Origin of the sequence: Streptomyces sp. 8N616, assembly GCF_052246385.1 — a bacterium.
Taxonomy (GTDB): Bacteria; Actinomycetota; Actinomycetes; order Streptomycetales; family Streptomycetaceae; genus Streptomyces.
This window is the reverse complement of record NZ_JBQQBY010000006.1, coordinates 212,152-236,310: the sequence shown is the minus strand read 5'-3', so window position 1 is coordinate 236,310 and position 24,159 is coordinate 212,152. Positions and strand designations below refer to the sequence as shown.

The following is a 24,159-nucleotide window of genomic DNA, read 5'->3' as shown; positions in this document are numbered from 1 at the left end:
AAAACCTCGCCACCCGCACGAGTGACCCGGCCCCACACGCCACGCACAAAAGCGTGGTGGCCGCCCCTCAGCCCCTCGGCGACAGCACCGCGCCGAGCAGGCCCGGCCCCGTGTGGGCACCGATCACCGCGCCCACCTCGCTGACGTGCAGCTCGCCCAGGCCCGGTACGCGGCCCCGCAGGTGCGAGGCGAGTTGGTCGGCGCGGTCGGCCGCGGCGAGGTGGTGGACCGCGATGTCCACCGGGGTGGCGCCCGCGCGTTCGACCACGAGCTCCTCGAGACGGGCGATGGCCTTGGAGGCCGTGCGTACCTTCTCCAGCAGTTCGATCCGGCCGCCGTCCAGCTGCAGCAGGGGTTTCACGGCGAGCGCCGAGCCGAGGAGCGCCTGCGCCGCGCCGATACGGCCGCCGCGGCGCAAGTAGTCGAGGGTGTCGACGTAGAAGTAGGCGGAGGTGCCCTCGGCGCGCTTCTCGGCCGCGGCCACCGCCTCGTCCAGCGTGCCGCCCGCCTCCGCGGTCTCCGCGGCCGCGAGCGCGCAGAAACCGAGGGCCATGGCAACCATTCCCGTGTCCACCACGCGAACCGGCACGGGTGCTTCGCGCGCGGCGAGGGCCGCCGCGTCGTACGTCCCGGACATCTCGGCCGACAGGTGCAGCGACACGATTCCGTCCGCGCCCGCCTCTGCTGCGGCCCGGTAGGCGGCTGCGAACATCGCCGGGCTCGGCCGGGACGTCGTCACCGGAGTACGGCGCTGCAGCGCCTGCGCCACGGAGCGGGCGGAAACCTCGGTGCCCTCTTCCAGCGCCTTGTTGCCGAGCACCACGGTCAGCGGAACCGTGGTGATGCCGTGCCGCTGCATGGCCGCCTGGGGCAGGTAGGCCGTGGAATCAGTGACGATAGCGACATGGCGGGACATGACTTGGAGGTTATCCGGGGACGCCGACGGCGGACAGTGCGGGCCCACGCAACACTCGGAACACCCTCTCAGGTCACCAACTCAGGTCCTGCACCCGGCCCCCACCCCGGCCCCTGTCAGGTCGTACCCTCCGGCCGGCGGGCGGCCTTCTCCCAGGGGTACGCGGTCTGCTGCCGGGGATCCCGCGCGGTGATGGCGGGCGGCGGCTCCTGTGACGCCGCGTCCGGCATGGAGACGTCCGGCCAGGTCGGAGTCGGTGTGGCGGCCGGCGGCGTGGCAGCCGACGGCGGGGCAGCGGGCTCCGCGGCAGGCGTCGGCGCAGCCGGACCGGGCGCCCGCCCGGCCTCCGTCGCCCCGGACACCCGCCCGGCCTCCGCCGACTTGGGCACCTCTTCCGACGACCCAGCCGCCGCCCCCGCGTTCGTCGCCGCGGCCGCCGGTCCCGCCTCCGCGTCCGCCTCCGTCGTCCAGTGCCGCAGTGCCCCCGCCTCGACCTCGATCTGGTTCCCCAGCGCCGAGAGGTCGTCGTCCGCGAACTGCTGAGCCCTGTCCTGCGCTGCCCACCGAAGGGAGTCCGCGTGGCCGACGAGCCGGCGGGTCCGCTCGCGCAACTCCGGCAGCCTGGCCACGCGCCTGCCCTTGTCCGGCTCCTGTTCCAGCCGCTTGAGCTCGCCGTCCAGCTCGCGCCCGTGCGCGCTCAGCCGCTCGAAGAGGCCGCGGGCCTCGGACAGGGACGCGTCCTCGGGCGGAGCCCCGTACAGCGCGTCCTGCGTGGCCCGCATGGACGTGCGCAGCGAGAGCCGCAGCTCGGCGAGCTGGCCGACGGGGCCCGGCTGCGTGAGCTGCCTCGCCCTGAGCGTGGTGTCCTCGACGGTGCGCCGCGCCTGCGCGACCGTGCGGTCCACGCCGCGCTTCGCGGCGCCCACCACCTTGACCGTCACGTACGCGCCGAGCACGACGAACGCGAGGAAGAGCAGCGCGAGGATGAGGATCGCGGCTTCCATGGGCGCTCGCTCCTTCGCGGTGACGGGGCCCGACCGGCTGTGCCGTGCCGGCATGGCCCAAGTGCACCGTGACGACATGGACCATGACGACGTGGACCGTGAGGACGTCGTATCTCCACCCTAAACGGCCGAGGCCGGTCGAGGGTTCCATCGGAACCCCCAACCGGCCCGTAGGGGAAACCCCCGGAGTCCGCCGGCTACCGCCGGCTACCGGCTCCAGCCTGCCGCCTACGCCGGCACGATGTTGACCAGCTTCGGTGCCCGCACGATGACCTTGCGGATGTCCGCTCCACCCAGCGCGGCCACCACGCCCGCGTCGCCCAGCGCCAGCTTCTCCAGCTCCTCGTCGGCGATCGACGGCGACACCTCCAGGCGCGCCCTGACCTTGCCCTTGATCTGCACGACGCAGGTCACGGTCTCGTCGACGACGTACGCCGGGTCGGCCACCGGGAAGGGCTGGTACACGACCGTCGAGTCGTGACCCAGCCGGTGCCACAGCTCCTCGGCGATGTGCGGTGCCAGCGGGGCGATCAGCAGCACCAGCTGCTCGGCGACCGTCCGCGGAACCGGGCCTCCCGCCTTGGTCAGGTGGTTGTTCAGCTCGGTCACCTTGGCGATGGCGGTGTTGAAGCGCAGGTTCTCCATGTCCTGCCTGACACCGTCGATCGCCTTGTGCAGCGCACGCAGCGTGTCCTCGTCCGGCTCCGCGTCGGCGACGGTCACCTCGCCCGTGTTCTCGTCCACGACGTTCCGCCACAGCCGCTGCAGCAGCCGGTACTGGCCGACCACCGCGCGCGTGTCCCAGGGCCGGGAGACGTCCAGCGGGCCCATCGCCATCTCGTACAGCCGCAGCGTGTCGGCCCCGTACTCGGCGCAGATCTCGTCCGGAGTGACCGCGTTCTTCAGGGACTTGCCCATCTTGCCCAGCAGCCGGCTGACCTTCTCGCCCTGGTAGTAGTACGCGCCGTCGCGCTCCTCCACCTCGGCTGCCGGGACCGCGATGCCGCGGCTGTCCCGGTAGACGTAGGCCTGGATCATGCCCTGGTTGAACAGCTTGTGGAACGGCTCGTACGAGGAGATGTGGCCCAGGTCGTACAGCACCTTGTGCCAGAAGCGGGCGTACAGCAGGTGCAGTACGGCGTGCTCCGCGCCGCCCACGTACAGGTCGACGCCGCCCGCGGGCTGCCCCTCGCGCGGCCCCATCCAGTACCGCTCGGCATCCGGGTCGACGACCTTCTCGCTGTTCCTGGGGTCCAGGTAGCGCAGCTCGTACCAGCACGAACCGGCCCAGTTCGGCATGGTGTTGGTCTCGCGGCGGTACGGCTTGACGCCGTCACCCAGGTCCAGCTCGACGTTGACCCAGTCCTGGTTCCGGGACAGCGGGGTCTCGGGAGAGGTGTCGGCGTCGTCCGGGTCGAAGGTGCGCGGCGAGTAGTCGTCGACCTCCGGCAGCTCGACCGGCAGCATCGAATCGGGCAGCGCGTGCGCGATGCCGTCCTCGTCGTAGACGATCGGGAAGGGCTCGCCCCAGTAGCGCTGCCGGCTGAACAGCCAGTCGCGCAGCCGGAAGTTGACCATGCCCTCGCCGATGCCCTGGGCGGTCAGCCACTCCGTCATCTTCGCCTTGGCGTCGACGACCCCCAGCCCGTCCAGCGAAACACCGGGACCGGTCGAGTTCACGATCCTGGCGTCGTACGAGACGAAGGCGTCGTCCCACGTCGAGGGGTCGGTCCCCCGGCCCGCTCCGGAGGAGCTATCGGATGCGGTGGAGGGATCCACGACGCAGCGCATGGGCAGCTCGAAGGAGCGCGCGAAGGCGAAGTCGCGGCTGTCGTGCGCCGGGACGGCCATGATGGCGCCGGTGCCGTAGCCCATCAGCACGTAGTCGGCGATGAACACCGGGACCCGCTCGCCGCTGACCGGGTTGGTCGCGTACGCGCCGGTGAAGACACCGGTCTTGTCCTTGACCTCGGCCTGCCGCTCGACGTCGGACTTGGCCGCGGCCTGCTTGCGGTACTCGGCCACGGCCTCGGCCGGGGTGGCGTGCCCGCCGGTCCACACCTCGCGCGTCCCTTCCGGCCAGGCCGCCGGGACGATCGCGTCCACCAGGTCGTGCTCGGGCGCCAGCACCATGTAGGTGGCGCCGAACAGGGTGTCCTGACGGGTCGTGAAGACGGTGATCGCGCCCTTCTCGCCCGCCGGGTTCTGCTTCTCGACGGAGAAGTCGATACGGGCGCCCTCGGAGCGGCCGATCCAGTTCCGCTGCTGCAGCTTGATGGCCTCGGGCCAGTCCAGCGCATCCAGGTCGTCCAGCAGCCGGTCCGCGTAAGCGGTGATCCGCATGTTCCACTGGCGCAGTTTGGCCTTGAAGACGGGGAAGTTGCCGCGCTCGGAGCGGCCCTCCGCGGTGACCTCCTCGTTGGCCAGCACGGTGCCCAGGCCTGGACACCAGTTGACCGGCGCGTCGGAGGCGTACGCCAGCCGGTACCCGCCCAGGACGTCGGCGCGCTCGGCGGCGCTCAGCTCACTCCAGGGGCGCCCTCCCCCAGAGCCTTCGGCCTGGGTGGGGGTCCCCCCGGCGAAGCCAGAGGGAGTACCCCCAGGAGTCGCGCGCTCCCCGCTCTCGAACTGCGCCACCAGATCGGCGATCGGCCGGGCCTTCTTCGCCTCCTCGTCGTACCAGGAGTTGAAGATCTGCAGGAAGATCCACTGGGTCCACTTGTAGTAGTCCGGGTCGATCGTGGCGAACGACCGGCGCTTGTCGTGGCCCAGGCCCAGCCGGCGCAGCTGGACCTTCATGTTCTCGATGTTGGCCTCGGTGGACACGCGCGGGTGGGTGCCGGTCTGCACCGCGTACTGCTCGGCGGGCAGGCCGAAGGCGTCGAAGCCCAGCGTGTGCAGGACGTTGTGGCCGGTCATGCGCTGGAAGCGGGCGTACACGTCGGTGGCGATGTAGCCCAGCGGGTGGCCGACGTGCAGTCCCGCGCCCGAGGGGTACGGGAACATGTCCATGACGTACTTCTTGGGCCTGGCCGCCCGCTCCGGGTCGCCCGCCAGGTCACCCGACGGGTTCGGCGCCTCGTACGTCCCCTCGGCATCCCAGATGTCCTGCCGGCGTGCCTCGATCTCGGCGGCCAGCGCGGCCGTGTAACGGTACGGCGCGGCCACCTCGGCAGCAGAATTCGTCTCGCTCATGATCCCTAAAGCTCCATCGATCGTCTCTGCCGGCGATTCCGGTTGCGACTTTTCAACCGAAACGAAAAATCCCCTCGCACAGGAGGGGACGCCGCGCCGATTCCGACCGGTATGTCCACCGGCCGGGATTGATCAGCGCGGCCCGCTAAGCAGAAGGCGTACGGCACGCATGCGCTCAGAGTACCGCAGCGCCCCTGTGGGCCGCACAGAGCCACCATCCACTTGCAGACAGCAACTTTTGCCGCCGTCTCCGCAATTGACATTGGAGCAAATAACGAAACAGCCACGATGATCTTCGCCGTGCGACCTAGCATGCGGAGCCGGGACCCCTCTCCCCGCACCACTGGAGTCGTCCGCATGAACCCTCACCGCAAGATCCGACCATCGTCCCCACCGCTCGATGTGCCGCGCCCGGTCATGATCGCCGGAGCGTTCGCCGTCATCGTCCTGATTCCGGCACTTGCACTTGCGACCGGCGGATGGCTTCGCGGCCTGCTCGAGTTCGGCGTCGGCGTGCTCGCCCTGGTGTCACTGACCTCCTCGGTCGTCTGGGGGCTGATAGCCACCGACCGCATTCTCCTCGTCCCGCGCCACCGGCTGCTCGCCCAGGGAATCCACCGCGCGCTGGCCGTCGCCTCCCTGGCCTTCCTCCTCATCCACATCACCCTCAAGATCGCCGCCGATCACGTCGGGTTCCTCGGTGCCCTGGTGCCGTTCGGGCTCGGGTTCACGGGCTCGGCAGGGCTGATCGGGCTCGGCTCCCTCGCCGCGTACTTCATGGTCATCGCGGGGGCGACCGGGGCGCTGCGCAGCTCCTTCGCCGCGCCCGAGCAGGCCGCGAGCCGCTGGCGCTCCCTGCACTCCCTGGCGTATCCGGCCTGGTTCGCGGGCCTGCTGCACGGGCTCTACGCCGGTCGCCCGGCCGCTGCCTGGGTGACCACGCTGTACGCGTTCAGCCTCGCCGCCGTGGCCGGCGCCCTGACCCTGAGGATCCTCCCGCAGCCGCAGCGGCGGCGCATCGCGCGGCTGCTGATGTCCTTCACCCGGCCGGAAACGCTGGCCGGCAGGGGAGGAGCCAGGGACGAGGCGCCGCCCGCGCGGGACCCGGCCGTCGCGCCGCTCCCCGGGACCCGGAGGGTTCCGGGCCAGCGGGCCGACACCACGGTGGGCCAGCCGCCCCTGCGGCTCGACACGACCCGTCCCGCGCCGATCTCCGCGAGCCGGGGGGCGGGCATCTCCGCCGCGTACCGGGCCGTCTCCGCGGCGCCGCAGCCCCAGCCGCAGGAACGCTACGGACCGCCCCCCACAGGGCCCGTCCCTCCCCTGCCGCTGTCCGATCCGACGGGCTTCTCCGAGGCGCCCACGACGATCTCCGGGCCTCTCCTGTCCGACCCGCCGCCTGCGGCGCCCCTCTATGACCCGGCGCTGTCCGACCCGCTGTCCGACCCGCTGTCCGACCCGCTGTCCAGCCCCACAGGGCTTTCGGACCCCCTGACCGAGCAGACCGCCCCGTACGAGCAGCCCGCCCCATACGAGCCGGCCGCGCGGTACGAGACGACCGCGCAGTACGAGGCCCTCTACGAGCCCGAGCCCACCGAGCCGATGCCCACCGTGTCCTCGTACGCGACCCCGGGACCGGCTCCGGCCGACCAGACCGTGGAGCGCTGGCCCGCGCCGTCCCCGCCGCCGCCCGCGGAGCACGTCAGGCCCCAGCAGGAGCCGTACCCCACATCCCCCCCGTCGCGGCGCCGGACGGGACCGCCGTACCCGCCCTCACCCGGTGAGCCGTGGCACGAGCCCGCAGGAGACCGGCCATGAACGCACCCCTGCCCGACGTCCCGGATGTCCGGGTCGTCGGTCTTCCGCAGCTGACCAGCGGGTTCGATCTGGTCCACCGGCTCGACCTCCCCATGCACCTGAAGGTGCACGGGGCCCTGGAGCCGATGGTCGGCGAACGGCTCGCCGACCTTGCCGAGGCCGTCTCGCTGAACGGCCGCGGCGGCGCGCACTTCCCCTTCGCGAAGAAGCTGCGGGCCGTCGCGAAGAGCGCGATCCGCCGCGGCGTACGCCCCGTGGTCGTCGTCAACGGCAGCGAGGGCGAGCCCGCCTGCCGCAAGGACACCGTGCTGCTCTGCCGCGCCCCGCATCTCATACTCGACGGCGCCCTGCTGGCCGCCGAGGCGCTGGGCGCCCGCCAGCTGGCCATCGCCGTGACCCGCGACTCGACCGAGGCGTCCATGCGCGAGGCGCTGGCCGAGCGGGGCCTGTCCGACCGGCGCGGCCGGGGGCTTCGCGCGCGTGTGGTCAGGACCCCCGAGCGGATGGTGTCGGGCGAGGCGTCCTCCGTGGTCCGGGCCGTGAACGGCGGCCCTTCGCTGCCGCCCGGCCGCAAAGTGCGGGCCTCCGACTCGGGTGTGGCGGGGGCGCCGACGCTGCTGTCCAACGCGGAGACGTTCGCCCAACTCGCCGTCGCCGCACGGCTCGGCCCGCACCGCTACTGCAACACGGGCCTGACCGACGAGCCGGGCACCACGATGCTCACGGTCTCGGGCTCCGTGGGCCGGCCGACCGTCCTCGAGGTGCCCATCGGCACACCGCTGCGCTACGTGATGGAGCTGTGCGGGGCGCCCCCGATGCCGCAGGCCGTCCTGTCCGGCGGCTACCACGGCAACTGGATCGACGGGCTGACCGCCCAGGGAGCGATCATCTCCCGCAAGGCGCTGGCCACGGCGGGTGGGGCGCTCGGTGCGGGCGCGCTGCTGCCCATCGGGCCCGACACCTGCCCGCTCGGCGAGTCGCTGCGGGTGGTGAACTGGCTGGCCGCCGAGACCGCGGGGCAGTGCGGGCCCTGCAAGCTGGGGCTCCCCGCGGCGGCCGCCGGTTTCTCCGAGGTACTGGGCGGCGGGGGCCCGACCTCCCTGGAGGCCGTACGTCAGGTGACCCAGGCCGTGCGCGGGCGCGGGGCGTGCAAACACCCGGACGGCTCCGTGCGCTTCATCCAGTCCGCGCTGCAGGTCTTCACCGACGACCTGGCCGCACACGTGCTGAGCGGCGGCTGCGGCCGGCCCACGCAGGGCGTACTGCCGCTGCCGGCGCCCGGCTACGAGGAGGAGGGCGTACCGAGCGGCGAGAAGGTGGCGGTGGACTGGACGCTGTGCGAAGGGCACGGCGTCTGCGCGGAGCTGATTCCGGAGCTCATACGGCTCGGGCCCGACGGCTACCCGGCGGTCGCGGACGCGACCGTCCCGATGCATCTGCGGGGGCGCGCGCAGCGCGCCGTACGCCGGTGCCCCGCGCTTGCGCTACGGCTCGAGGCGACGGCCACCGAGCAGCCTGCGCCCACCAGGAGGGTGCTCCCGCGCGGCGGCGGCTGACCTGCCGCCCCCTGGCCCTGGTCCCGGCCCCTATAGGGCCGGGACCTGCCCCATGAGGCCGGGACCGGACATACGAGAGCGGGCCGCCCATACAGGCGGCCCGCTCTCAATGCTGTGGAGCTAAGGAGAATTGAACTCCTGACCTCTTGCATGCCATGCAAGCGCTCTACCAACTGAGCTATAGCCCCAGGTCCTCGTCATCCGCCCCGGTTCCCCGCGGCGGCTTCGCCAACATTACACGGCCCCCCTGGCCTTCCGCCAAATCGATGACCAGCCACTCCCGGCCGTCAGGCCGTGACGAAGGAGTAGAACCGTTTGAGCGTGCAGTGCTCGTCGAGCAGCCGCCCGTAGATCGGCTCCCCCTCGAGCTCGCGGTACGTCTCGATGGGGTCGCCCTTTATGATCAGCGCCCGCGCGCACTCCTCGCACCAGTACTGGTAGTCGGGGTTGAGCGGCTCCATGTCGCGGACGATAGGAGTCCCGCTGCCGCACCAATCGCACTTCCGCCTGTGTGCCCCCATCACTCAGCTCCAGCTGTGGCCGCAGGCCGTGCAGACGTACGAAATCCCACCGTTGTCTCCCAGGACCTGGGCGACATGGGCCGAACCACAGGAAGGGCACTCGAGAAGAGCCGCCTCGGCAGTATCGAGCAGATCGTCGACCTCCTCGACCATGCTCGTCGGCATGCGCTCTCCTCCCCTTCCGGTCGTCCGATTCTGCCACGGGACGGCGCCCAGGTCAGCGGGGCAGCCCATCTCGGCCAGGCTAGTGGCGCGGCTGACCGCTGGGTCAGTGGCGCCGCCCGTGGCGTGCGGACCGGCCGGCACACCGGAAGCGGCGTGCGCAGCCGGCGCCGGAGCACTCACCACCAGCGCGTACGGCACGGATGCGCCACGCGTACGGCACCGATGCGCCCGGCACCGCGTACATAACGGGCCCGCAGTCGCCTCCGTTACGCATCGCCACGCCGAACGCCCGCGCGCCCTGAAGGTGCAGGGTCAGGACGAGCCGGAAGGCGATCAACTGGTCGGTGTCCGCGGCGAGTCCGCGGGCGTGCGACGCCGCGGTGAAGCCGGCACGCGTGTCGGTGCCACCACTGTTAAGGGGTACGGGACTTGCCGGTGGTGATCGCTTCCGGCGGGGCCGGAGAGGCAAAGAATCCCGCCCCCCTGACGGGAACGGGATCCTGGCGGCTGTGGAGCTGCTGTGGAGCTAAGGAGAATTGAACTCCTGACCTCTTGCATGCCATGCAAGCGCTCTACCAACTGAGCTATAGCCCCGCTCTTCTCGGCGCCGGAGCGCGTCGAACGAGAAGTAGCTTAACGGGTGACCGGCCGGAAACGGAAATCCGTTGGGCCCCGTCCCAGCCCTCGGCCCACCCGCGCCCCAGGCCTCCCCTCAGGCGTGGCCTCAGTCGTCGTCGCCGAGCACCGGCTCCGGCAGTGACCCGGCGTTGTGCTCCATCAGTCGCCAGCCGCGCACGCCCTCGCCCAGCACCGACCACGAGCAGTTGGCCAGGCCGCCCAGCGCCTCCCAGCTGCGCGGCTCGAGGCCGAGCAGCCGGCCGAGGGTGGTGCGGATGGTGCCGCCGTGGCTGACCACGACCAGCGTGCCACCGTCGGGCAGCTTGTTCACATGGCTCTGGACGACCGGAGCGGCCCGCTCGGCGACCTCGGTCTCCAGCTCGCCGCCGCCGCGCCGCACCGGCTCGCCGCGCTTCCACGCCGCGTACTCCTCGCCGTACTTCTCGACGATCTCCTCGTGCGTGAGGCCCTGCCAGACGCCCGCGTAGGTCTCCCGCAGGCCCTCGTGGTGCGTGACCTCGAGGCGCGTGATCGCGGCCAGCTCGGCGGCCGTGTGCGCCGCACGCTTCAGGTCGGAGGCGACGATCGCGTCCGGCTTCAGCGCCGCGAGCAGCCGGGCGGCCCGGCGCGCCTGGGCAATGCCGGTCTCGGTCAGTTCGATGTCGGTCGAGCCCTGGAACCTGCGCTCCAGATTCCAGGCGGTCTGGCCGTGCCGCCACAGGACCACGCGGCGGCCACGGGCGCTGTTCGTGCCGTTCAGAGCAGGTCTCCGTCCAGGTCGTCGGCGGCCTGCCGCTTCGCGTACTCCTCCGCCTTGCCGTGGGTGGCGAGGGCGTCCTCCGGAAGTCCGAGCTGGGGACAGTCCTTCCACAGCCGCTCCAGCGCGTAGAACACCCGCTCCTCGCTGTGCTGCACATGCACCACGATGTCCACGTAGTCCAGCAGGACCCAGCGGGCCTCGCGGTCGCCCTCGCGGCGCACGGGCTTGGCTCCCAGCTCCTTCTGCAGCCGCTCCTCGACCTCGTCGACGATCGACTTGACCTGGCGGTCGCTGGGCGCCGAGGCCAGCAGAAAGGCGTCGGTGATCGACAGAACGTCGCTGACGTCGTACGCGATGATGTCGTGCGCGAGCTTGTCGGCGGCCGCCTGGGCGGCGACGTTGATCAGCTCGATGGAGCGGTCAGTGGCGGTCACGAGCAAGCTTTCCTTCGGGATCAGGTTCCCCTCCAGGGTCTCACGGCCCGCCGACAGCACCCGACCGGTTTCCTACCCGGCCTCGTAGTCCTGACCGAGCACCACCGTCACATCCGCGTTGGCCGCGCCCTTGCCCTTCTTCACCGCGCTGTCCGGGAGGCCCAGGGTCCTGGCGACCTGCTTGGCCTTCTCCGCCTGCGCCGGGTCCGCGTAGGTCACCTGCGAGGCGGCCTGCACGGCGCCCGCGGCGCCGCCGTCCACGAAGGTGAAGCCCCCGTTGACCAGGGCGACCTGGGCGCTGCCCGCGGCCTTCCGGTCGCCGGTGGCGTTCCGGACGCTCACCCGCGGGGCCGCGTCGGGGTCGGCGTTCCTGACCTTCCCGCCCAGGACGTTCTTGACCACGCTCTCGGCGGTGCGCTCGCTGAGCGTCCCGTCCGGCTGCACCGGCAGCAGCGCCGTCTCGTACGCGCCGCCCTTGGCCTGCTCGGCCAGCTGGGCGAGGGAGGCGCCCAGCTGGTTCTCGGTCAGCGACGGGTCCGGGATCTGATTGAGCGATTGCACGGTCGTGGTCGCCGCGTCCGGGTCGCTCGAGATCTTCTTCAGGACGGCCTGCATGACCCGGCCGAAGCGCAGCAGCTGCTTGGTCTGCTCCTCGCCGCGCGCCCGGTGGGTGGCGTAGGCGACGGCGGCCTGACCGGACAGCGTCTGCGCCCTGCCCGGCTTGACCAGCGGGTCGTCGCCCTTCTTCACGCCCGGCACGGTCGTGTCGGTGTCGACATCGATCCCGCCGACCGACTCGACCAGGTTCTCCAGGTAGGGGGTGTCCAGGCGCCAGCTGCCCTGGATGTCCGAGCCGAGGAGGGTGCCGAGGGCGTCCCGGGTGGGCGTGGTGCCCTCGTCCTCGACGGACTTGCCGAGGGTGGTGCTGGCGCCGTCGTCGGTGCCGAGCGCCAGGGAGTTGGGCAGCAGGACGGTGGTGCCCTTCTTGGTGGTCTTGTTGTCGACCAGCAGCGCGGTCGAGCTGCCGCCGCCCTTGGTGTTCCGCAGGTGGACGACGATCACGTCCCGCTTCTGCGGGCCGCCCGCCGCCTGGGTGCCGGGATCGGATCCCGGAAGGGCCGGCAGCTTGCCCGCGTACCAGAGGTATCCGACGCCGCCCGCGAGGGCGAGGACGAGGAGCACGGCGAGCGCCACGACGCGGTTGCGTCCCTTGCGCTTGCGCTCATCCCGCCGCTCGGTGCGGGTCTCGGCGAATTTCAGCCAGTCGATGACGTCTTCGGAGTCCTCCTCCCCCTCCTCGATGAACGAGAACTGCTCGGTCTGGTAGTCCCGGGAGGACGGGTCCGGCCCGCGGCCCCGCGGCGGCGGCTGGGGCGGGACACGCGGCTGCTGCTGGGTCTGCTGCGGCGCGGGGGCCTGCCGGGGCGGGGCCTGCTGCGGCGGCCGCGGCGGCTGGGGCTGGGCATACGGGTCGTAGTACTGCTGTGGCTGCTGGGACTGCTGAGGCTGGCGGCCGTACGGGTCGTAGCCGTATCCCTGCTGCTGAGACTGCGGCTGCGGTGGCGGCGGCTGCTGTCGCGGTGGCGGTGGCGGCTGCTGTCGCGGTGGCGGCTGCTGAGGCTGCTGCGGGCGCTGCTGCGCGTACGGGTCGTAGTACTGCTGCGTGTACGGGTCGTAGGCGTACCCCGGCGGCGGTTCCTGCTGTTGTTGCGCGTAGGGGTCGTAGTACTGCTGTCCGTAGGGGTCCTGGCCACGCTCGGGCCCACCCTCCGCATGGTGCCGCCCGGAGTGTGCGTCGTTCACAGGTGCCCCTTTCAGTGCTCGGCTATCCGGCGTCCCGGTACAGCCCGCGCTTGTTGATGTAGCGCACCACCCCGTCCGGCACCAGATACCAGATGGGGTCCCCCGCCGCCACCCTCGCCCTGCAGTCCGTCGACGAAATGGCGAGCGCCGGAACCTCGACCAGCGAGACGCCGCCGTCCGGCAGCCCCGGGTCGTTGAGCGCGTGCCCCGGCCTGGTCACACCGATGAAGTGCGCCAGCGAGAACAGCTCCTCGGCGTCCCGCCAGGTCAGGATCTGGGCCAGCGCGTCGGCCCCGGTGATGAAGTAGAGATCGGTGTCGGGGTTCAGTTCACGCAGCTCGCGCAGGGTGTCGATGGTGTACGTCTTGCCGGCGCGGTCGATCTCGATGCGGCTGACCGAGAACTGCGGATTGGACGCGGTCGCGATCACCGTCATCAGATAGCGGTCCTCGGCAGGGGACACCTCCCGGTGGCTCTTCTGCCAGGGCTGGCCGGTCGGCACGAACACCACCTCGTCGAGGTGGAACTGCGCGGCCACCTCGCTCGCGGCGACCAGGTGACCGTGGTGGATCGGGTCGAACGTTCCGCCCATCACACCGAGTCGCCGCTTAACCGGACCGGTCACAGCCCCTCCCTGGTCTTCCATGCGTGCCGAGCCTACGGCTCAGCGGTCCCGATTGAAGCGGGTGGTGATCCACAGCAGGAGCAGCAGGGCGAACAGCGCGCCGCCGCCCGTGAGGTACGGGCTGAGGCTCTCGTGGTTCCCACTGTGCTCGCCGCCCTCGGAGGCGAGCGTGACCAGGGCGTGGGCGGTGCTGCTGGGAAGACTCATCGTCGGCAGGCCTATCCAGTTCGTGATCGGGCGTGGAACGCGCGGACGCGTACGTAGCGCCCTCATCGTAAGCGGGCGATCGCAACCTTTGGGCCTAGGGTGGGGTCTACCGGGGGGACGGGCCACAGCGAGGCCGACAAGGGGGCCAGGCAATGACCGAGCACAGCCAGGAGCGCGTACCGAGTCGCGACCGCAGGCGCTTCCCTGGGATCTCCTCCCGGGCGTACGAGCATCCCGCCGACCGATCGGCGCTGGTCGCGTTGCGCAAGCTGAGCGGCTTCGACACCGTCTTCAAGGCGCTGAGCGGGCTGCTGCCGGAGCGCAGCCTGCGGCTGCTGTACCTGTCCGACTCGGTGCGGGTCGGCGACCAGCAGTTCGCCCATCTCAACGACATGCTGCGGGACGCCTGCTACATCCTGGATCTAGAGAAGGTCCCGCCGATGTACGTGACGCAGGACCCGAAGCCGAACGCCATGTGCATCGGCCTGGACGAGCCGATCATCGTGGTCACCACGGGGCTCGTGGAGCTGCTGGACGAGGAGGAGATGCGGGCGGTCGTGGGCCACGAGGTCGGCCACGCGCTGTCCGGGCACTCCGTCTACCGCACGATCCTGCTGTTCCTGACGAACTTCGCGCTCAAGGTCGCCTGGATCCCGCTGGGCAACATCGCGGTGATGGCGATCGTGACCGCGCTGCGCGAGTGGTTCCGCAAGTCGGAACTGTCGGCGGACCGGGCCGGGCTCCTGGTCGGCCAGGACCTGCAGGCGTCGATGCGCGGCCTGATGAAGCTGGCGGGCGGCCACCATCTGCACCAGATGAACGTGGACGCGTTCCTGGCGCAGGCCGAGGAGTACGAGGCGGGCGGCGACCTGCGGGACTCCGTCCTCAAGATCATGAACGTGCTGCCGCGCAGCCACCCGTTCACGACCGTGCGCGCAGCCGAGCTGAAGAAGTGGGCGGCGGGCCGCGACTACCAGCGGATCATGGACGGCCACTACCTGCGGCGGGACGGGGACAAGGACGCGTCGGTCTCCGACTCCTTCAAGGACCACGCGAACCACTACGCCGATACCGTGCGGACCAGCAAGGACCCGCTGATGGCGCTGGTGCGGGACATCGCGGGCGGGGCCGGGGACCTGGGCGGGAAGCTGCGCGAGGCCTTCACCGGCCGCCCGGGCGGCGGCACCCCTCCCGGACCCGGGAACAAGCCGTCCGGGGGCAACCCGCCCGGGGATGACGCTACGGGCTCTGAGGGGCCGACGGAGCCTTAGGCGCCAGCACCCCGCACACCGCGGCGGTCGGCCGGCCCGGCGCGTACGGATCCGTGCCCGCCGGGCTGTCCGCCTTGGCGCTCTGCCCGGCCAGCAGCGGCCGCAGCTGCCCCGCGGGGTCGGCGGCGCAGGCCAGCGGGCCCGCCTGGAGGTAGCTCTGGACGATCTCGACGCGGTGGTCCCGCAGGTCGTCGCGGTCGAAGCGGAGCCGCACCTCGCGGCGCACGGTGAACAGCGAAGCCTCTTCGGACGCGTCCGAGCCGCTCGGCGCGGCCCGCACCGCGTAGACGATCGTGTGGTCGCCGGTGACCTCCAGCTGGTCCGGGCCGCTCTCCGAGACGTCCAGGCTGCCGTGGACCCGGATCTTCGGGTCGGCCAGGGCCACCTGGGCGGGGTCGAAGCGTATGAGCCAGCCGGTGGCCGCGTGCCGCCCGTCGTCGGACGGGCGCTCCAGGCTGCGGTCGAACTGGCCCAGCTGGCCCGGGTCGAGCAGCACGCGCACGGACCGCACGGCGCCGCCGGTCAGCACGTCCGGGTCGAGGGCGGACCGCACGACGTACTCCTTGGCGGACTCGAGCGCGGCCAGCACCTGGCTCTCGGAGAAGCTCCTGGTGGCGCGGGCAGCGGGCAGCGTGACCCCCTCGGCCCCCGACCTGTACGTCGCGGCCGGGCTGCGCTCGAAGAGGTCCGCGGGCGCCCCGCCGGGGACGCTGCCCTGCGGGGCCAGCGGTATCACGGTGGACCGCAGCGGCTCAGCGGCGCGCAGGGCCTGCTGCTGGTAGGGGTGGCGTACGCCCATGTAGATCGCCGTGGCGAAGGCCAGGGCTATGAGGATGACCAGGACCAGGGCCTGCCGGGATCCGCGCGCCCGCGACCAGGGGCGGCGGCTGCGCACGGCGGGCGCGTGGTCGTCCAGGCGCTCCTGGGCGGAGAATTCCTGGAGCCGGGCAGCGCGGACGAACGACTCGTCGAATACGACGGATCGGTACTCGTCCTCTCCACCTCCCGGAACGCCCTCGGGTGTCCCCTCAGGTGGCTCTCCAGGCCCGGCCATACCTTCAGAGTAGGTCGGAAGGCTTCCAGGTAAACGCCCTGCTGCGCGACAACTTCTGACGAATACTCAGCGGTCTGTCAGTGGGCACGCGGCACGGCTGAAGCGGTCGGTGCGGCGGAGTCCGCTTCGGTTCTCGGCACTCCTCCGGGCTGCCCGGTGAGCTGCCCCACCTGCGGTCCGTCCACCCCGCTTGTGGCGGGCGGCGGCGCCGGTTCCTGCCGGCTGCCCGCAGTTCCACGGTAGACCGCGGCAAAGGCCAGCGCGACCATGCCAATGCCCATCACGACGGCGAGCACCCAGGCCACGGGGCGGTGCCAGCGGGCGTGGCTGCGGTAGGGGCCGAGGGCGCCGCCGTAGCGGCCGTACGGGCCGTAGCCCTCGCCGTCGGGGTCCTGCTCGAAGGCGTCGCCGTCGTGCCGCGCGAAGTCCGCGTCCGGGTCGTCGGGGTCGAACCCGTCGTCGTAGAACTCCTCCTCGGCGGGGGCTGAGCCGGCGCGGGATCTTCTGGCCTCCGCCTCGGCGCGCGCCTGCGCCGCGGCCAGCATGCGCTCGACCGCGGTGGGTTCATGGATCCGCGCGGACCGTACGAAGTCCTCGTCGAACACCACGGACGCGAACTCTTCGTCCGCTGCCCCGTGGCTGTGACTGTCGGGCTCGTCGCCGTCCGGGAACGGCCTGCCCCCCACGTCGTCCGGCACCCGTCCAGAGTACGGCCGACGGGACGGTTTGGGCAGGCCGAGACCGAAATACGGACCCGCCCGATCAGGTCACCGGGTGTGACCGTCGCCGGTCACCAGGTACTTGGTCGACGTCAGCTCCGGCAGCCCCATCGGGCCCCTCGCGTGCAGCTTCTGCGTCGAAATGCCGATCTCGGCGCCGAAGCCGAACTGGCCACCGTCCGTGAACCGCGTCGAGGCGTTGACCGCGACCGTCGTGGAATCCACCAAACGGGTGAACCGGCGGGCCGCGGCCTGGGACGTCGTGACGATCGCCTCGGTGTGCCCCGAGCTCCACAGCCGGATGTGGTGGACGGCCGCGTCGAGCGAGTCGACGACGGCGGCGGCGATGTCGTACGAGAGGTACTCGGTCTCCCAGTCCTCCACGGTCGCCGGCACCACGGTGGCCTTCGTGCCGGCCTTCTCGGCGGCCTCCAGCACCCGCTCGTCGGCGTGCACGGTGACCCCGGCCTCGGCCAGCGCGTCCAGGGCCCGCGGCAGGAACTCCGCGGCGATGTCCTGGTGGACGAGGAGGGTCTCGGCGGCGTTGCAGACGCTGGGCCGCTGCGCCTTGGAGTTGATCAGGATGTCGACGGCCATGCCGAGGTCGGCCTGCGCGTCGACGTAGACGTGGCAGTTGCCGGTGCCGGTCTCGATGACCGGGACCGTCGACTCCGTGACGACGGTGCGGATCAGGGAGGCGCCGCCGCGCGGGATCAGCACGTCGACCATGCCGCGGGCGCGCATCAGCTCGCGTACGGACTCGCGGCTCTCACCGGGCACGAGCTGTACGGCGTCGGCGGGCAGCCCGGCCCCGCCGACGGCGTCGCGCAGGACGGTGACCAGGGCCTTGTTGGAGGCGTACGCGGAAGAGGAGCCGCGCAGCAGCACCGCGTTGCCCGACTTCAGGCACAGCGCGGCGGCGTCGACGGTGACGTTGGGCCGGGCCTCGTAGATGATCCCGACGACGCCCAGCGGCACGCGGACCTGGCGCAGGTCGATGCCGTTGGGGAGCGTGGAGCCGCGCACGACCTCGCCGACGGGGTCGGGCAGCGCCACCACGTCCCGTACGTCCGAGGCGATGGCCCGGACGCGCTCGGGGGTCAGGGTCAGCCGGTCGACGATCGCCTCGCTGGTCCCGGCGGCGCGGGCGCGCTCGACGTCCTCGGCGTTGGCCTCCACGATCTCCTTCGTCCGCACCTCGAGGGCGTCGGCCATCGCCAGCAGCGCGTCGTCCTTGACCGCCCGTGGCAGGGTCGCCAGGGTCTGCGCCGCGTCGCGGGCCTTGTAGGCGGCGTGGATGACCGGGGACTTCGGCGTGGGGTCCGCCAGAGGGGAGGGGAAGTCGCTGCTCATGCCTAGCAGCGTACTGAGCCGCGGGGCACACCCGCCCTATGTCCCGCTCTGCGAGACGGTCCGCTGCCCGCTGCGGGAGGGGAAACGGCCCCCGGGACGGGTCGTCGGTACGGGCCGTCGGTACGGGCCGTCAGTACGGGTGGACGCCCACGCGGGCGGCCGGGGGCGGGCCGTAGCCCTCCGCGATGCGCTGGTGGTACGTCTCGCGGTCGATGACCTCGAGGCCGACGATCTTCCAGGGCGGCAGCTTGGCCGTGGCGCGGTGCTCGCCCCAGAGGCGGAGGGCGACGGCGGCCGCGTCGTGCAGGTCGCGCGCCTCCTCCCAGTAGCGGATCTCGGCGTGGTCGTTGGCGTAGCGGCTGGTCAGCAGGAAGGGATGGTCGTGGGCGAGCTGCTCGAGGGAGCGCCTGACCTCCTTCAGCGGGGCCTCCTCGCCCGAGACGCTGAGCGTGATGTGCCACAGCTTGGACACCCCGCGCTCGCGGGTCTCCCGCTCCCGATCCTGCCCGGCACCGACGGCCGGCCCGGCCCGCCGCTCGGCGCCTTCCTCCGCGCCCACGCTGGCCAGTGCCCGCTCCTCCCCCGCAGCCCTTCTGGGGTGGGTGGTGCCACCTCGGGGCAACGCCCCTGGGCGCCCTCGTCTCACCGGCGGCCTCCTGCTGTGCTCGGCGCTCCGCTCGTGCGCAGGCGGAGCCGTGTCGTGCTGTCGTCCGCGGGACACCGCAGCGCGATGCGATGTCCGTGCATCAAAGTTGACCAGCCTGGCGCCTGGCTTCGGGCGGTTTTCCGGAAGGTCACCGTGGAATGGCGGGACTTTTCACCGAACCTCCGCCGATGACGTCCGTCAGTGGCCCAGCACAACCAGGTCGTCCCGGTGCACGACCTCCCGCTCGTACGCCGGGCCGAGCTCGCGCGCGAGATCCCGGGTCGAGCGGCCCAGGAGCAGGGGGATCTCCTTGGCGTCGAAGTTGACGAGACCGCGGGCGACCGCCCGCCCCTCGGCATCGCGCAGCTCGACCGGGTCGCCCGCGCTGAAGTCCCCCTCGACGGCGGCGATTCCGGCGGGCAGCAGCGACGTACGGCGCTGGACCACGGCCCGTACGGCGCCGTCGTCCAGGGTGAGCGCGCCGCGCGGGGTGGAGGCGTGGGCGAGCCACAGCAGCCGGTTGGCGGAGCGGCGGCCCGTGGGGTGGAAGTACGTGCCGGTGGCGCGGCCCGCGAAGGCGTCGGCCGCGTGCGTGGCGGAGGTGAGGACGACCGGGATGCCCGCGGCCGCGGCGATCCGGGCCGCCTCGACCTTGGTGACCATGCCGCCGGTGCCCACCCCGGCCTTGCCCGCGCTGCCGATCGCGATGCCCTCCGTGTCCTGGGGTCCGGTGACCTCGGGGATACGGGAGGCGCCCGGGCTGGTGGGGTCGCCGTCGTAGAGACCGTCCACGTCCGAGAGGAGAACGAGCAGGTCGGCCCGTACGAGGTGGGCGACGAGCGCGGCGAGCCGGTCGTTGTCGCCGAACCGGATCTCGTCGGTGGCGACCGTGTCGTTCTCGTTGACGACCGGCACCGCACCCATGGCGAGGAGCTTGTCCAGGGTCCGGTAGGCGTTGCGGTAGTGGGCGCGGCGGCTGGTGTCGTCGGTGGTCAGCAGCACCTGGCCGACGCGGACGCCGTAGCGCGCGAAGGAGGCGGTGTAGCGGGCCACGAGCAGGCCCTGGCCGACACTGGCGGCGGCCTGCTGCCTGGCCAGGTCGCGGGGACGGCGGCGCAGGCCCAGCGGCGCGAGCCCGGCGGCGATGGCGCCAGAGGAGACGAGCACGATCTCCTTCTCTCCGCCGCTGCGGGCCTTGGACAGGACGTCCACGAGAGCGTCCACGCGGTCGGCGTCCAGCCCTCCGGCCGCGGTGGTCAGGGACGAGGAGCCGACCTTGACCACGACTCTGCGGGCGGCCGCGACCCCGTCCCGTACCGCTGCTGACCCTGCTGCCCCTGACACCTGCGTCCCCACTGTTTCCACTGATCCGCCCGAGCTCTCCGCCTCGCAATCTACGTCAGCGGGGCCGGGCCGCGGCGAGCGGTCCGATCGGCGGACGGCACGGCGTACGAGGCGGCGTACGACGCGGGCTGCGGCACGGCGGAGAACGGGCGCGCCGGGGTGGCGGATGACACAGTCAGCCATTTGGTTCAGTGGCTATGGCCCGATTCGTGGTGATAGGGGTCACGGCAGATTGTCATGCGGGCGGCGCACGCAATACGGTCAGGGGTCGTCCTCCCGTCACCACCGCTTCATGTGGTGTTGGTGCGAGGCCGGCCGCCCCTGACGGCCCTCCCCCATCCGATCGCCTCCAGCCCAGGAGCCCAGCCCGTGCCCTCTGCCGGACTCGCCCCCCGCCGCATCGTGCAGCTCTCCGCGCTGCTCGCGATGTTCGCGGCCTTCACGGCCCAACTCGCGGGCGCACTGCTGCCCAACGTGCCGACCTTCGTCGCCGCCTCCGCTGCGGGCCTCGCCCTCGATCTCTATCTGCAGCACAAGCAGCCGGGGCTGCTCTCGCTGCTGGGCAGAATCCGGTTCGACGTCACGGTGCGTCAACTGCTGCGCGACATGCTGATTCTCGTCGGACTGCTGCGCATCGACGGCATCAACCCGCTGAGCGAGCAGTCCCCGCTCACCATCGCGCTGCTCGGCTTCTACCTGCTGCACTTCGCCTGCCAGGCGGTCGCGGTGCTCGTGCGGCGCAGCCGGGCGCTGCCGATCGTCACCCGGAACATCAACACCTCCGCGCTCGGTCTCGTGGCCGCCCCGCCGCGCATCCTGGCGCGCCGTCCCGGCCACCGGCTGCTGACCTTCTCCGTGCCGGCCACGGCGGGCCTGCTGGCGACGGCGGCCACCGCGGACGCGTACTGGGGCGGCATCGGGCTCGGTCTCGCGCTCTGCCTCGCCGGCGCCGGAACGATCCACCTGGGCACCTGGCTGCTGCCGGGGAAGCGGCCCGCGAGCGAGCAGAAGGTCCTGGAGTGGCTGGACGGGTGGCTGGCCGAGTACCGGCCGACCGTCGGCATGTACTTCTCCGGCGGCACCACGTCCGCGTACCAGGCCAACATGTGGCTCTCGACGCTCGCCGCGCTCGACGGCAAGCCGCTCATCGTGCTGCGCGAGCGCTTCATGGTGCAGAAGATCGACGCGACGGACGTGCCGATCATCTGCATCCCCAAGGTCGCGCACCTGATGCACCTGGAGCACTCGACGCTGAAGCTGCTGCTGCACCCGGCGAACTCGGGCAAGACCTCGCAGGTGCTGCGCATTCCGTCGATCAAGCACGCGTTCATCAACCACGGCGAGAGCGACAAGCTGTCCAGCTGCAACCCGTACGCGAAGGCGTACGACGAGGTGTGGGTGGCGGGTCCGGCGGCGCGCGAGCGCTACCAGCTCGCGGACATCGGCGTCGAGGACAAGGACGTCGTGGAGGTGGGCCGCCCGCAGCTGGCCCCGATCCGGCCGTACGCGGGCGCGTCGACCGGCCCGTACACGACCGTGCTGTACGCCCCCACCTGGGAGGGCTGGACCAACGACCCCGGCAACACCTCGGTGATCCTGGCGGGCGAGAACATCGTCCGCGAGCTGCTCGCCGACCCGAAGGTGCGGCTGCTCTACAAGCCGCACCCGATGACCGGCTCCGTAGACCCGCGCGCGGGGCTGGCCAACGAGCGCATCAAGGCGATGATCGCCGAGGCGAACGCGGCGCGCGGCGGTGAGCGGCCGGGACCCGAGGCCGCGGCCGAACTGGCCCTCCGTACCGCCGAGTTGGACCGGCTCACCAGCACCGCTTTCCGGGCTGGCGCGGACGAGATGGAGCGGATGCTGCTCCAGGGCGCCCCGGACACCGGCCGGGCGGCGGCCGTCGCCGAGGCGACGGCGGCGTGGGAGGTCGCGTACTGGGCGTCCTTCCCGGACTGGGAGCACCAGATCATCACCACCCCCCGGCCGGCGATCTACACCTGCTTCAACCAGGCCGACCTGCTGATCAGCGATGTGTCGAGCGTCGTCTCCGACTACCTGACCAGCGAGAAGCCGTACGCGGTGGCGAACACCACCGGGCTGTCGGAGGAGGACTTCAGGACCGGGTTCCCGACGGTGCGGGCCGCCGCGATCCTGGAGCCGAAGGCGAAGGGCGTCCCGGCGCTGCTGGAGTCCGTACGCCACCCCGAGAAGGACACGCTCGTCGCTGCTCGCGCGGAGCTGAAGGAGCACCTGCTCGGGCCCTCCGAGCCGCCGTCCCTCGTACGCTTCGACCGGGCGGCGCAGGCGCTGGCCACGAAGGCGGACGAGCGCCGCGCCCGGATGGAGGCGCGCCTGGCGAGCGAGATCCCGGGTCAGCGGGAGGCCGACGGCGCGGAGGAGGAAGCGGAGCTGGACGCGAGCGCCGAGGACTCCGTCAACGCGTAGCCCTCGCCGGGCGGGCAGCACCCTCTTCCCGAGGCCCGGGAACGACGCGCAGTCGTTCCCGGGCCTCGGGGGTTCGTGGGCAGGCGGGCGCACGCGGCGCACGCGAAACCGCCCGGGAGGCTATGCTCCCGGGCGGTTTTCGCAGCGGATTCGCGCGTGGCGGGGCGCATGCGCCGGGCAGGTCTGCGCAGCTGCGGGTGGCTGAACATCGTCGCCGCCTCCGGCCCGCCCGGCGAGGGCACGGCTACGCGAAGGGGTCGAAGTCCTCGTATTCGTCCTGGACCTCGTCGCGCGCCGCCTGGCGGTCGCGGCGGCGCTGCGCGGCCGGCCGCGGCGCCTCGAAGCGGTGATCCTCGCCGCGCCGCCCGAGCATCTCCGCCCCCGTCGCCATCGTCGGCTCCCAGTCGAAGACGACCGCGTCGTCCCCGCCCCCGATGACGACCTCGTCGCCCGCCCGGGCCCCGGCCTTCATCAACTCCTCCTCGACGCCGAGGCGGTTCAGCCGGTCCGCGAGGTAGCCGACGGCCTCGTCGTTGGCGAAGTCGGTCTGCCGGACCCAGCGTTCGGGCTTCTCGCCGAGCACCCGGTAGAAGCCGCTCTCCCCGGTGACCGTGAAGCCCGCGTCGTCCACGGCCTTCGGCCGGATGACGATCCGGGTCGCCTCCTCCTTCGGCTTCGCCGCCCGCGCGTCCGCGACGATCTTCGCGAGGGCGAAGGACAGCTCCTTCAGACCGGCGTGGGAGACCGCGGACACCTCGAAGACCTGGAAGCCGCGGGCCTCGAGGTCGGGCCGGATGATGTCGGCGAGGTCCTTGCCGTCGGGGATGTCGGTCTTGTTGAGGGCCACGATCCGCGGCCGTCCGTCGAGACCGCCGTACTCCGCCAGCTCGGCCTCGATCACATCGAGGTCGGTGACCGGGTCGCGCTCGGACTCCAGCGCCGCGCAGTCCAGAACGTGTACGAGCACGGAGCAGCGCTCGACGTGCCGCAGGAACTCCAGGCCCAGGCCCTTGCCCTGGCTGGCGCCCGGGATCAGCCCCGGCACGTCCGCGATCGTGTAGACGGTCGAACCGGCCGTCACCACACCGAGGTTGGGGACGAGGGTGGTGAAGGGGTAATCGGCGATCTTCGGCTTGGCGGCCGAGAGCACCGAGATCAGCGAGGACTTGCCGGCGCTCGGGTAGCCGACCAGCGCCACGTCGGCGACGGTCTTCAGCTCCAGCACAACGTCGCCCGCCTGGCCCGGCTCGCCCAGCAGCGCGAAGCCGGGCGCCTTGCGGCGGGCGGAGGCGAGCGCGGCGTTGCCGAGGCCGCCGCGGCCGCCCTGGGCGGCGATGAAGCGGGTGCCGTGCCCGACCAGATCGGCGAGGACGTTGCCCTGCCTGTCCTGGACGACGGTGCCGTCGGGGACGGGGAGTACGAGGTCCGTGCCGTCCTTGCCGGAGCGGTTGCCGCCCTCACCCGGCTTGCCGTTGGTGGCCTTGCGGTGCGGGCTGTGGTGGTAGTCGAGGAGCGTGGTGACCGACTGGTCGACGACCAGGATCACATCGCCGCCACGGCCGCCGTTGCCGCCGTCGGGGCCCCCGAGCGGCTTGAACTTCTCGCGGTGCACGGAGGCGCAGCCGTGGCCTCCGTTACCCGCGGCGACATGCAGCTCGACGCGGTCCACGAAGGTGGTCATGCGGATTGCCTCCCGTTACGT

The 24,159-nt window shown here is 71.9% G+C and carries 21 protein-coding genes and 2 tRNA genes; 5 read left to right on the top strand and 18 right to left on the bottom strand.

Features of this window, described 5'->3' with window-relative positions:
* Window positions 1-67 precede the first annotated feature (67 nt).
* Both ACTWQC_RS07945 and ACTWQC_RS07940 read right to left on the bottom strand, forming a co-directional pair.
* Window positions 68-916: a DegV family protein gene (locus tag ACTWQC_RS07945; RefSeq protein WP_443314835.1), complete on the bottom strand. Its 849-nt coding sequence runs from the start codon at window positions 914-916 to the stop codon at window positions 68-70.
* Between the two features lie 116 nt (window positions 917-1,032).
* Window positions 1,033-1,920: a hypothetical protein gene (locus tag ACTWQC_RS07940; RefSeq protein WP_443314834.1), complete on the bottom strand. Its 888-nt coding sequence runs from the start codon at window positions 1,918-1,920 to the stop codon at window positions 1,033-1,035.
* Here ACTWQC_RS07940 and ACTWQC_RS07935 point away from each other — a divergent pair.
* A complete protein-coding gene (locus ACTWQC_RS07935) occupies window positions 1,919-2,044 on the top strand; it encodes a hypothetical protein (RefSeq protein ID WP_443314833.1) in 126 nt (41 codons plus the stop codon). The genes ACTWQC_RS07940 and ACTWQC_RS07935 overlap by 2 nt on opposite strands.
* A 104-nt stretch (window positions 2,045-2,148) precedes the next feature.
* Here the strand turns inward: ACTWQC_RS07935 and leuS are convergent, their stop codons facing one another.
* On the bottom strand, window positions 2,149-5,115 hold the full coding sequence (gene leuS, locus ACTWQC_RS07930) for a leucine--tRNA ligase (RefSeq protein WP_443314832.1): 2,967 nt from the start codon (window positions 5,113-5,115) through the stop codon (window positions 2,149-2,151).
* A gap of 357 nt (window positions 5,116-5,472) precedes the next feature.
* On the opposite strand from leuS, the gene ACTWQC_RS07925 reads away from it, so the two are divergent.
* Both ACTWQC_RS07925 and ACTWQC_RS07920 read left to right on the top strand, forming a co-directional pair.
* Window positions 5,473-6,933, top strand: coding sequence for a hypothetical protein (locus ACTWQC_RS07925; RefSeq protein WP_443314831.1), 1,461 nt, complete (start codon window positions 5,473-5,475; stop codon window positions 6,931-6,933).
* Window positions 6,930-8,489 carry a ferredoxin gene (locus ACTWQC_RS07920; protein ID WP_443314830.1) on the top strand — a complete coding sequence of 520 codons (1,560 nt, stop codon included), beginning with the start codon at window positions 6,930-6,932 and terminating at the stop codon, window positions 8,487-8,489. The genes ACTWQC_RS07925 and ACTWQC_RS07920 overlap by 4 nt, the downstream gene beginning before the upstream one ends.
* Before the next feature lie 115 nt (window positions 8,490-8,604).
* Here the strand turns inward: ACTWQC_RS07920 and ACTWQC_RS07915 are convergent.
* The 9 genes from ACTWQC_RS07915 to ACTWQC_RS07875 form a co-directional block, all read right to left on the bottom strand.
* A tRNA-Ala gene (locus tag ACTWQC_RS07915) sits at window positions 8,605-8,677 on the bottom strand.
* Between the two features lie 99 nt (window positions 8,678-8,776).
* Window positions 8,777-9,010, bottom strand: coding sequence for a hypothetical protein (locus ACTWQC_RS07910; RefSeq protein ID WP_443314829.1), 234 nt, complete (start codon window positions 9,008-9,010; stop codon window positions 8,777-8,779).
* Window positions 9,011-9,013: 3 nt separating this feature from the next.
* Complete coding sequence (locus ACTWQC_RS07905; protein WP_443314828.1) at window positions 9,014-9,175, bottom strand: hypothetical protein; 162 nt, start codon at window positions 9,173-9,175, stop codon at window positions 9,014-9,016.
* Window positions 9,176-9,696: 521 nt separating this feature from the next.
* A tRNA-Ala gene (locus ACTWQC_RS07900) sits at window positions 9,697-9,769 on the bottom strand.
* Between the two features lie 130 nt (window positions 9,770-9,899).
* A complete protein-coding gene (locus ACTWQC_RS07895; protein ID WP_443314870.1) occupies window positions 9,900-10,553 on the bottom strand; it encodes a histidine phosphatase family protein in 654 nt (217 codons plus the stop codon).
* Window positions 10,550-10,987, bottom strand: a complete 438-nt coding sequence (gene rsfS, locus ACTWQC_RS07890; RefSeq protein ID WP_443314827.1) for a ribosome silencing factor — start codon at window positions 10,985-10,987, stop codon at window positions 10,550-10,552. Before rsfS ends, ACTWQC_RS07895 begins: the two co-directional genes overlap by 4 nt.
* Window positions 10,988-11,059: 72 nt before the next feature.
* Complete coding sequence (locus tag ACTWQC_RS07885) at window positions 11,060-12,790, bottom strand: LCP family protein (RefSeq protein ID WP_443314826.1); 1,731 nt, start codon at window positions 12,788-12,790, stop codon at window positions 11,060-11,062.
* A gap of 22 nt (window positions 12,791-12,812) precedes the next feature.
* Entirely contained in the window at window positions 12,813-13,436 is a 624-nt protein-coding gene (gene nadD / locus ACTWQC_RS07880; protein WP_443314825.1) for a nicotinate-nucleotide adenylyltransferase, read from the bottom strand.
* 18 nt (window positions 13,437-13,454) lie between these two features.
* The gene (locus ACTWQC_RS07875; protein WP_443314824.1) at window positions 13,455-13,622 is read right to left on the bottom strand and encodes a hypothetical protein; all 168 of its coding nucleotides are present in this window, start codon (window positions 13,620-13,622) and stop codon (window positions 13,455-13,457) included.
* Between the two features lie 152 nt (window positions 13,623-13,774).
* Between ACTWQC_RS07875 and ACTWQC_RS07870 the strand changes: the two genes are divergently transcribed.
* Window positions 13,775-14,893 (top strand): M48 family metallopeptidase, encoded by a 1,119-nt coding sequence (locus ACTWQC_RS07870; protein ID WP_443314823.1) that lies wholly within the window; start codon window positions 13,775-13,777, stop codon window positions 14,891-14,893.
* Here the strand turns inward: ACTWQC_RS07870 and ACTWQC_RS07865 are convergent.
* The 5 genes from ACTWQC_RS07865 to proB form a co-directional block, all read right to left on the bottom strand.
* Window positions 14,862-15,947 (bottom strand): SCO2583 family membrane protein, encoded by a 1,086-nt coding sequence (locus ACTWQC_RS07865; RefSeq protein WP_443314822.1) that lies wholly within the window; start codon window positions 15,945-15,947, stop codon window positions 14,862-14,864. The genes ACTWQC_RS07870 and ACTWQC_RS07865 overlap by 32 nt on opposite strands.
* 77 nt (window positions 15,948-16,024) lie before the next feature.
* Entirely contained in the window at window positions 16,025-16,645 is a 621-nt protein-coding gene (locus ACTWQC_RS07860) for an SCO2584 family spore wall biosynthesis protein (RefSeq protein ID WP_443314821.1), read from the bottom strand.
* Window positions 16,646-16,714: 69 nt separating this feature from the next.
* Window positions 16,715-18,019, bottom strand: a complete 1,305-nt coding sequence (locus ACTWQC_RS07855) for a glutamate-5-semialdehyde dehydrogenase (RefSeq protein WP_443314820.1) — start codon at window positions 18,017-18,019, stop codon at window positions 16,715-16,717.
* A gap of 130 nt (window positions 18,020-18,149) precedes the next feature.
* On the bottom strand, window positions 18,150-18,665 hold the full coding sequence (locus ACTWQC_RS07850) for a hypothetical protein (RefSeq protein WP_443314819.1): 516 nt from the start codon (window positions 18,663-18,665) through the stop codon (window positions 18,150-18,152).
* Window positions 18,666-18,863: 198 nt separating this feature from the next.
* A complete protein-coding gene (proB, locus tag ACTWQC_RS07845) occupies window positions 18,864-20,009 on the bottom strand; it encodes a glutamate 5-kinase (protein WP_443314818.1) in 1,146 nt (381 codons plus the stop codon).
* Window positions 20,010-20,378: 369 nt separating this feature from the next.
* Here proB and ACTWQC_RS07840 point away from each other — a divergent pair, with 369 nt between their 5' ends.
* Window positions 20,379-22,457 (top strand): hypothetical protein, encoded by a 2,079-nt coding sequence (locus ACTWQC_RS07840; RefSeq protein ID WP_443314817.1) that lies wholly within the window; start codon window positions 20,379-20,381, stop codon window positions 22,455-22,457.
* A 244-nt stretch (window positions 22,458-22,701) separates the two neighbouring features.
* Here ACTWQC_RS07840 and obgE read toward each other — a convergent pair whose 3' ends face one another.
* Entirely contained in the window at window positions 22,702-24,138 is a 1,437-nt protein-coding gene (gene obgE, locus ACTWQC_RS07835; RefSeq protein WP_443314816.1) for a GTPase ObgE, read from the bottom strand.
* Between the last annotated feature and the right edge of the window lie 21 nt (window positions 24,139-24,159).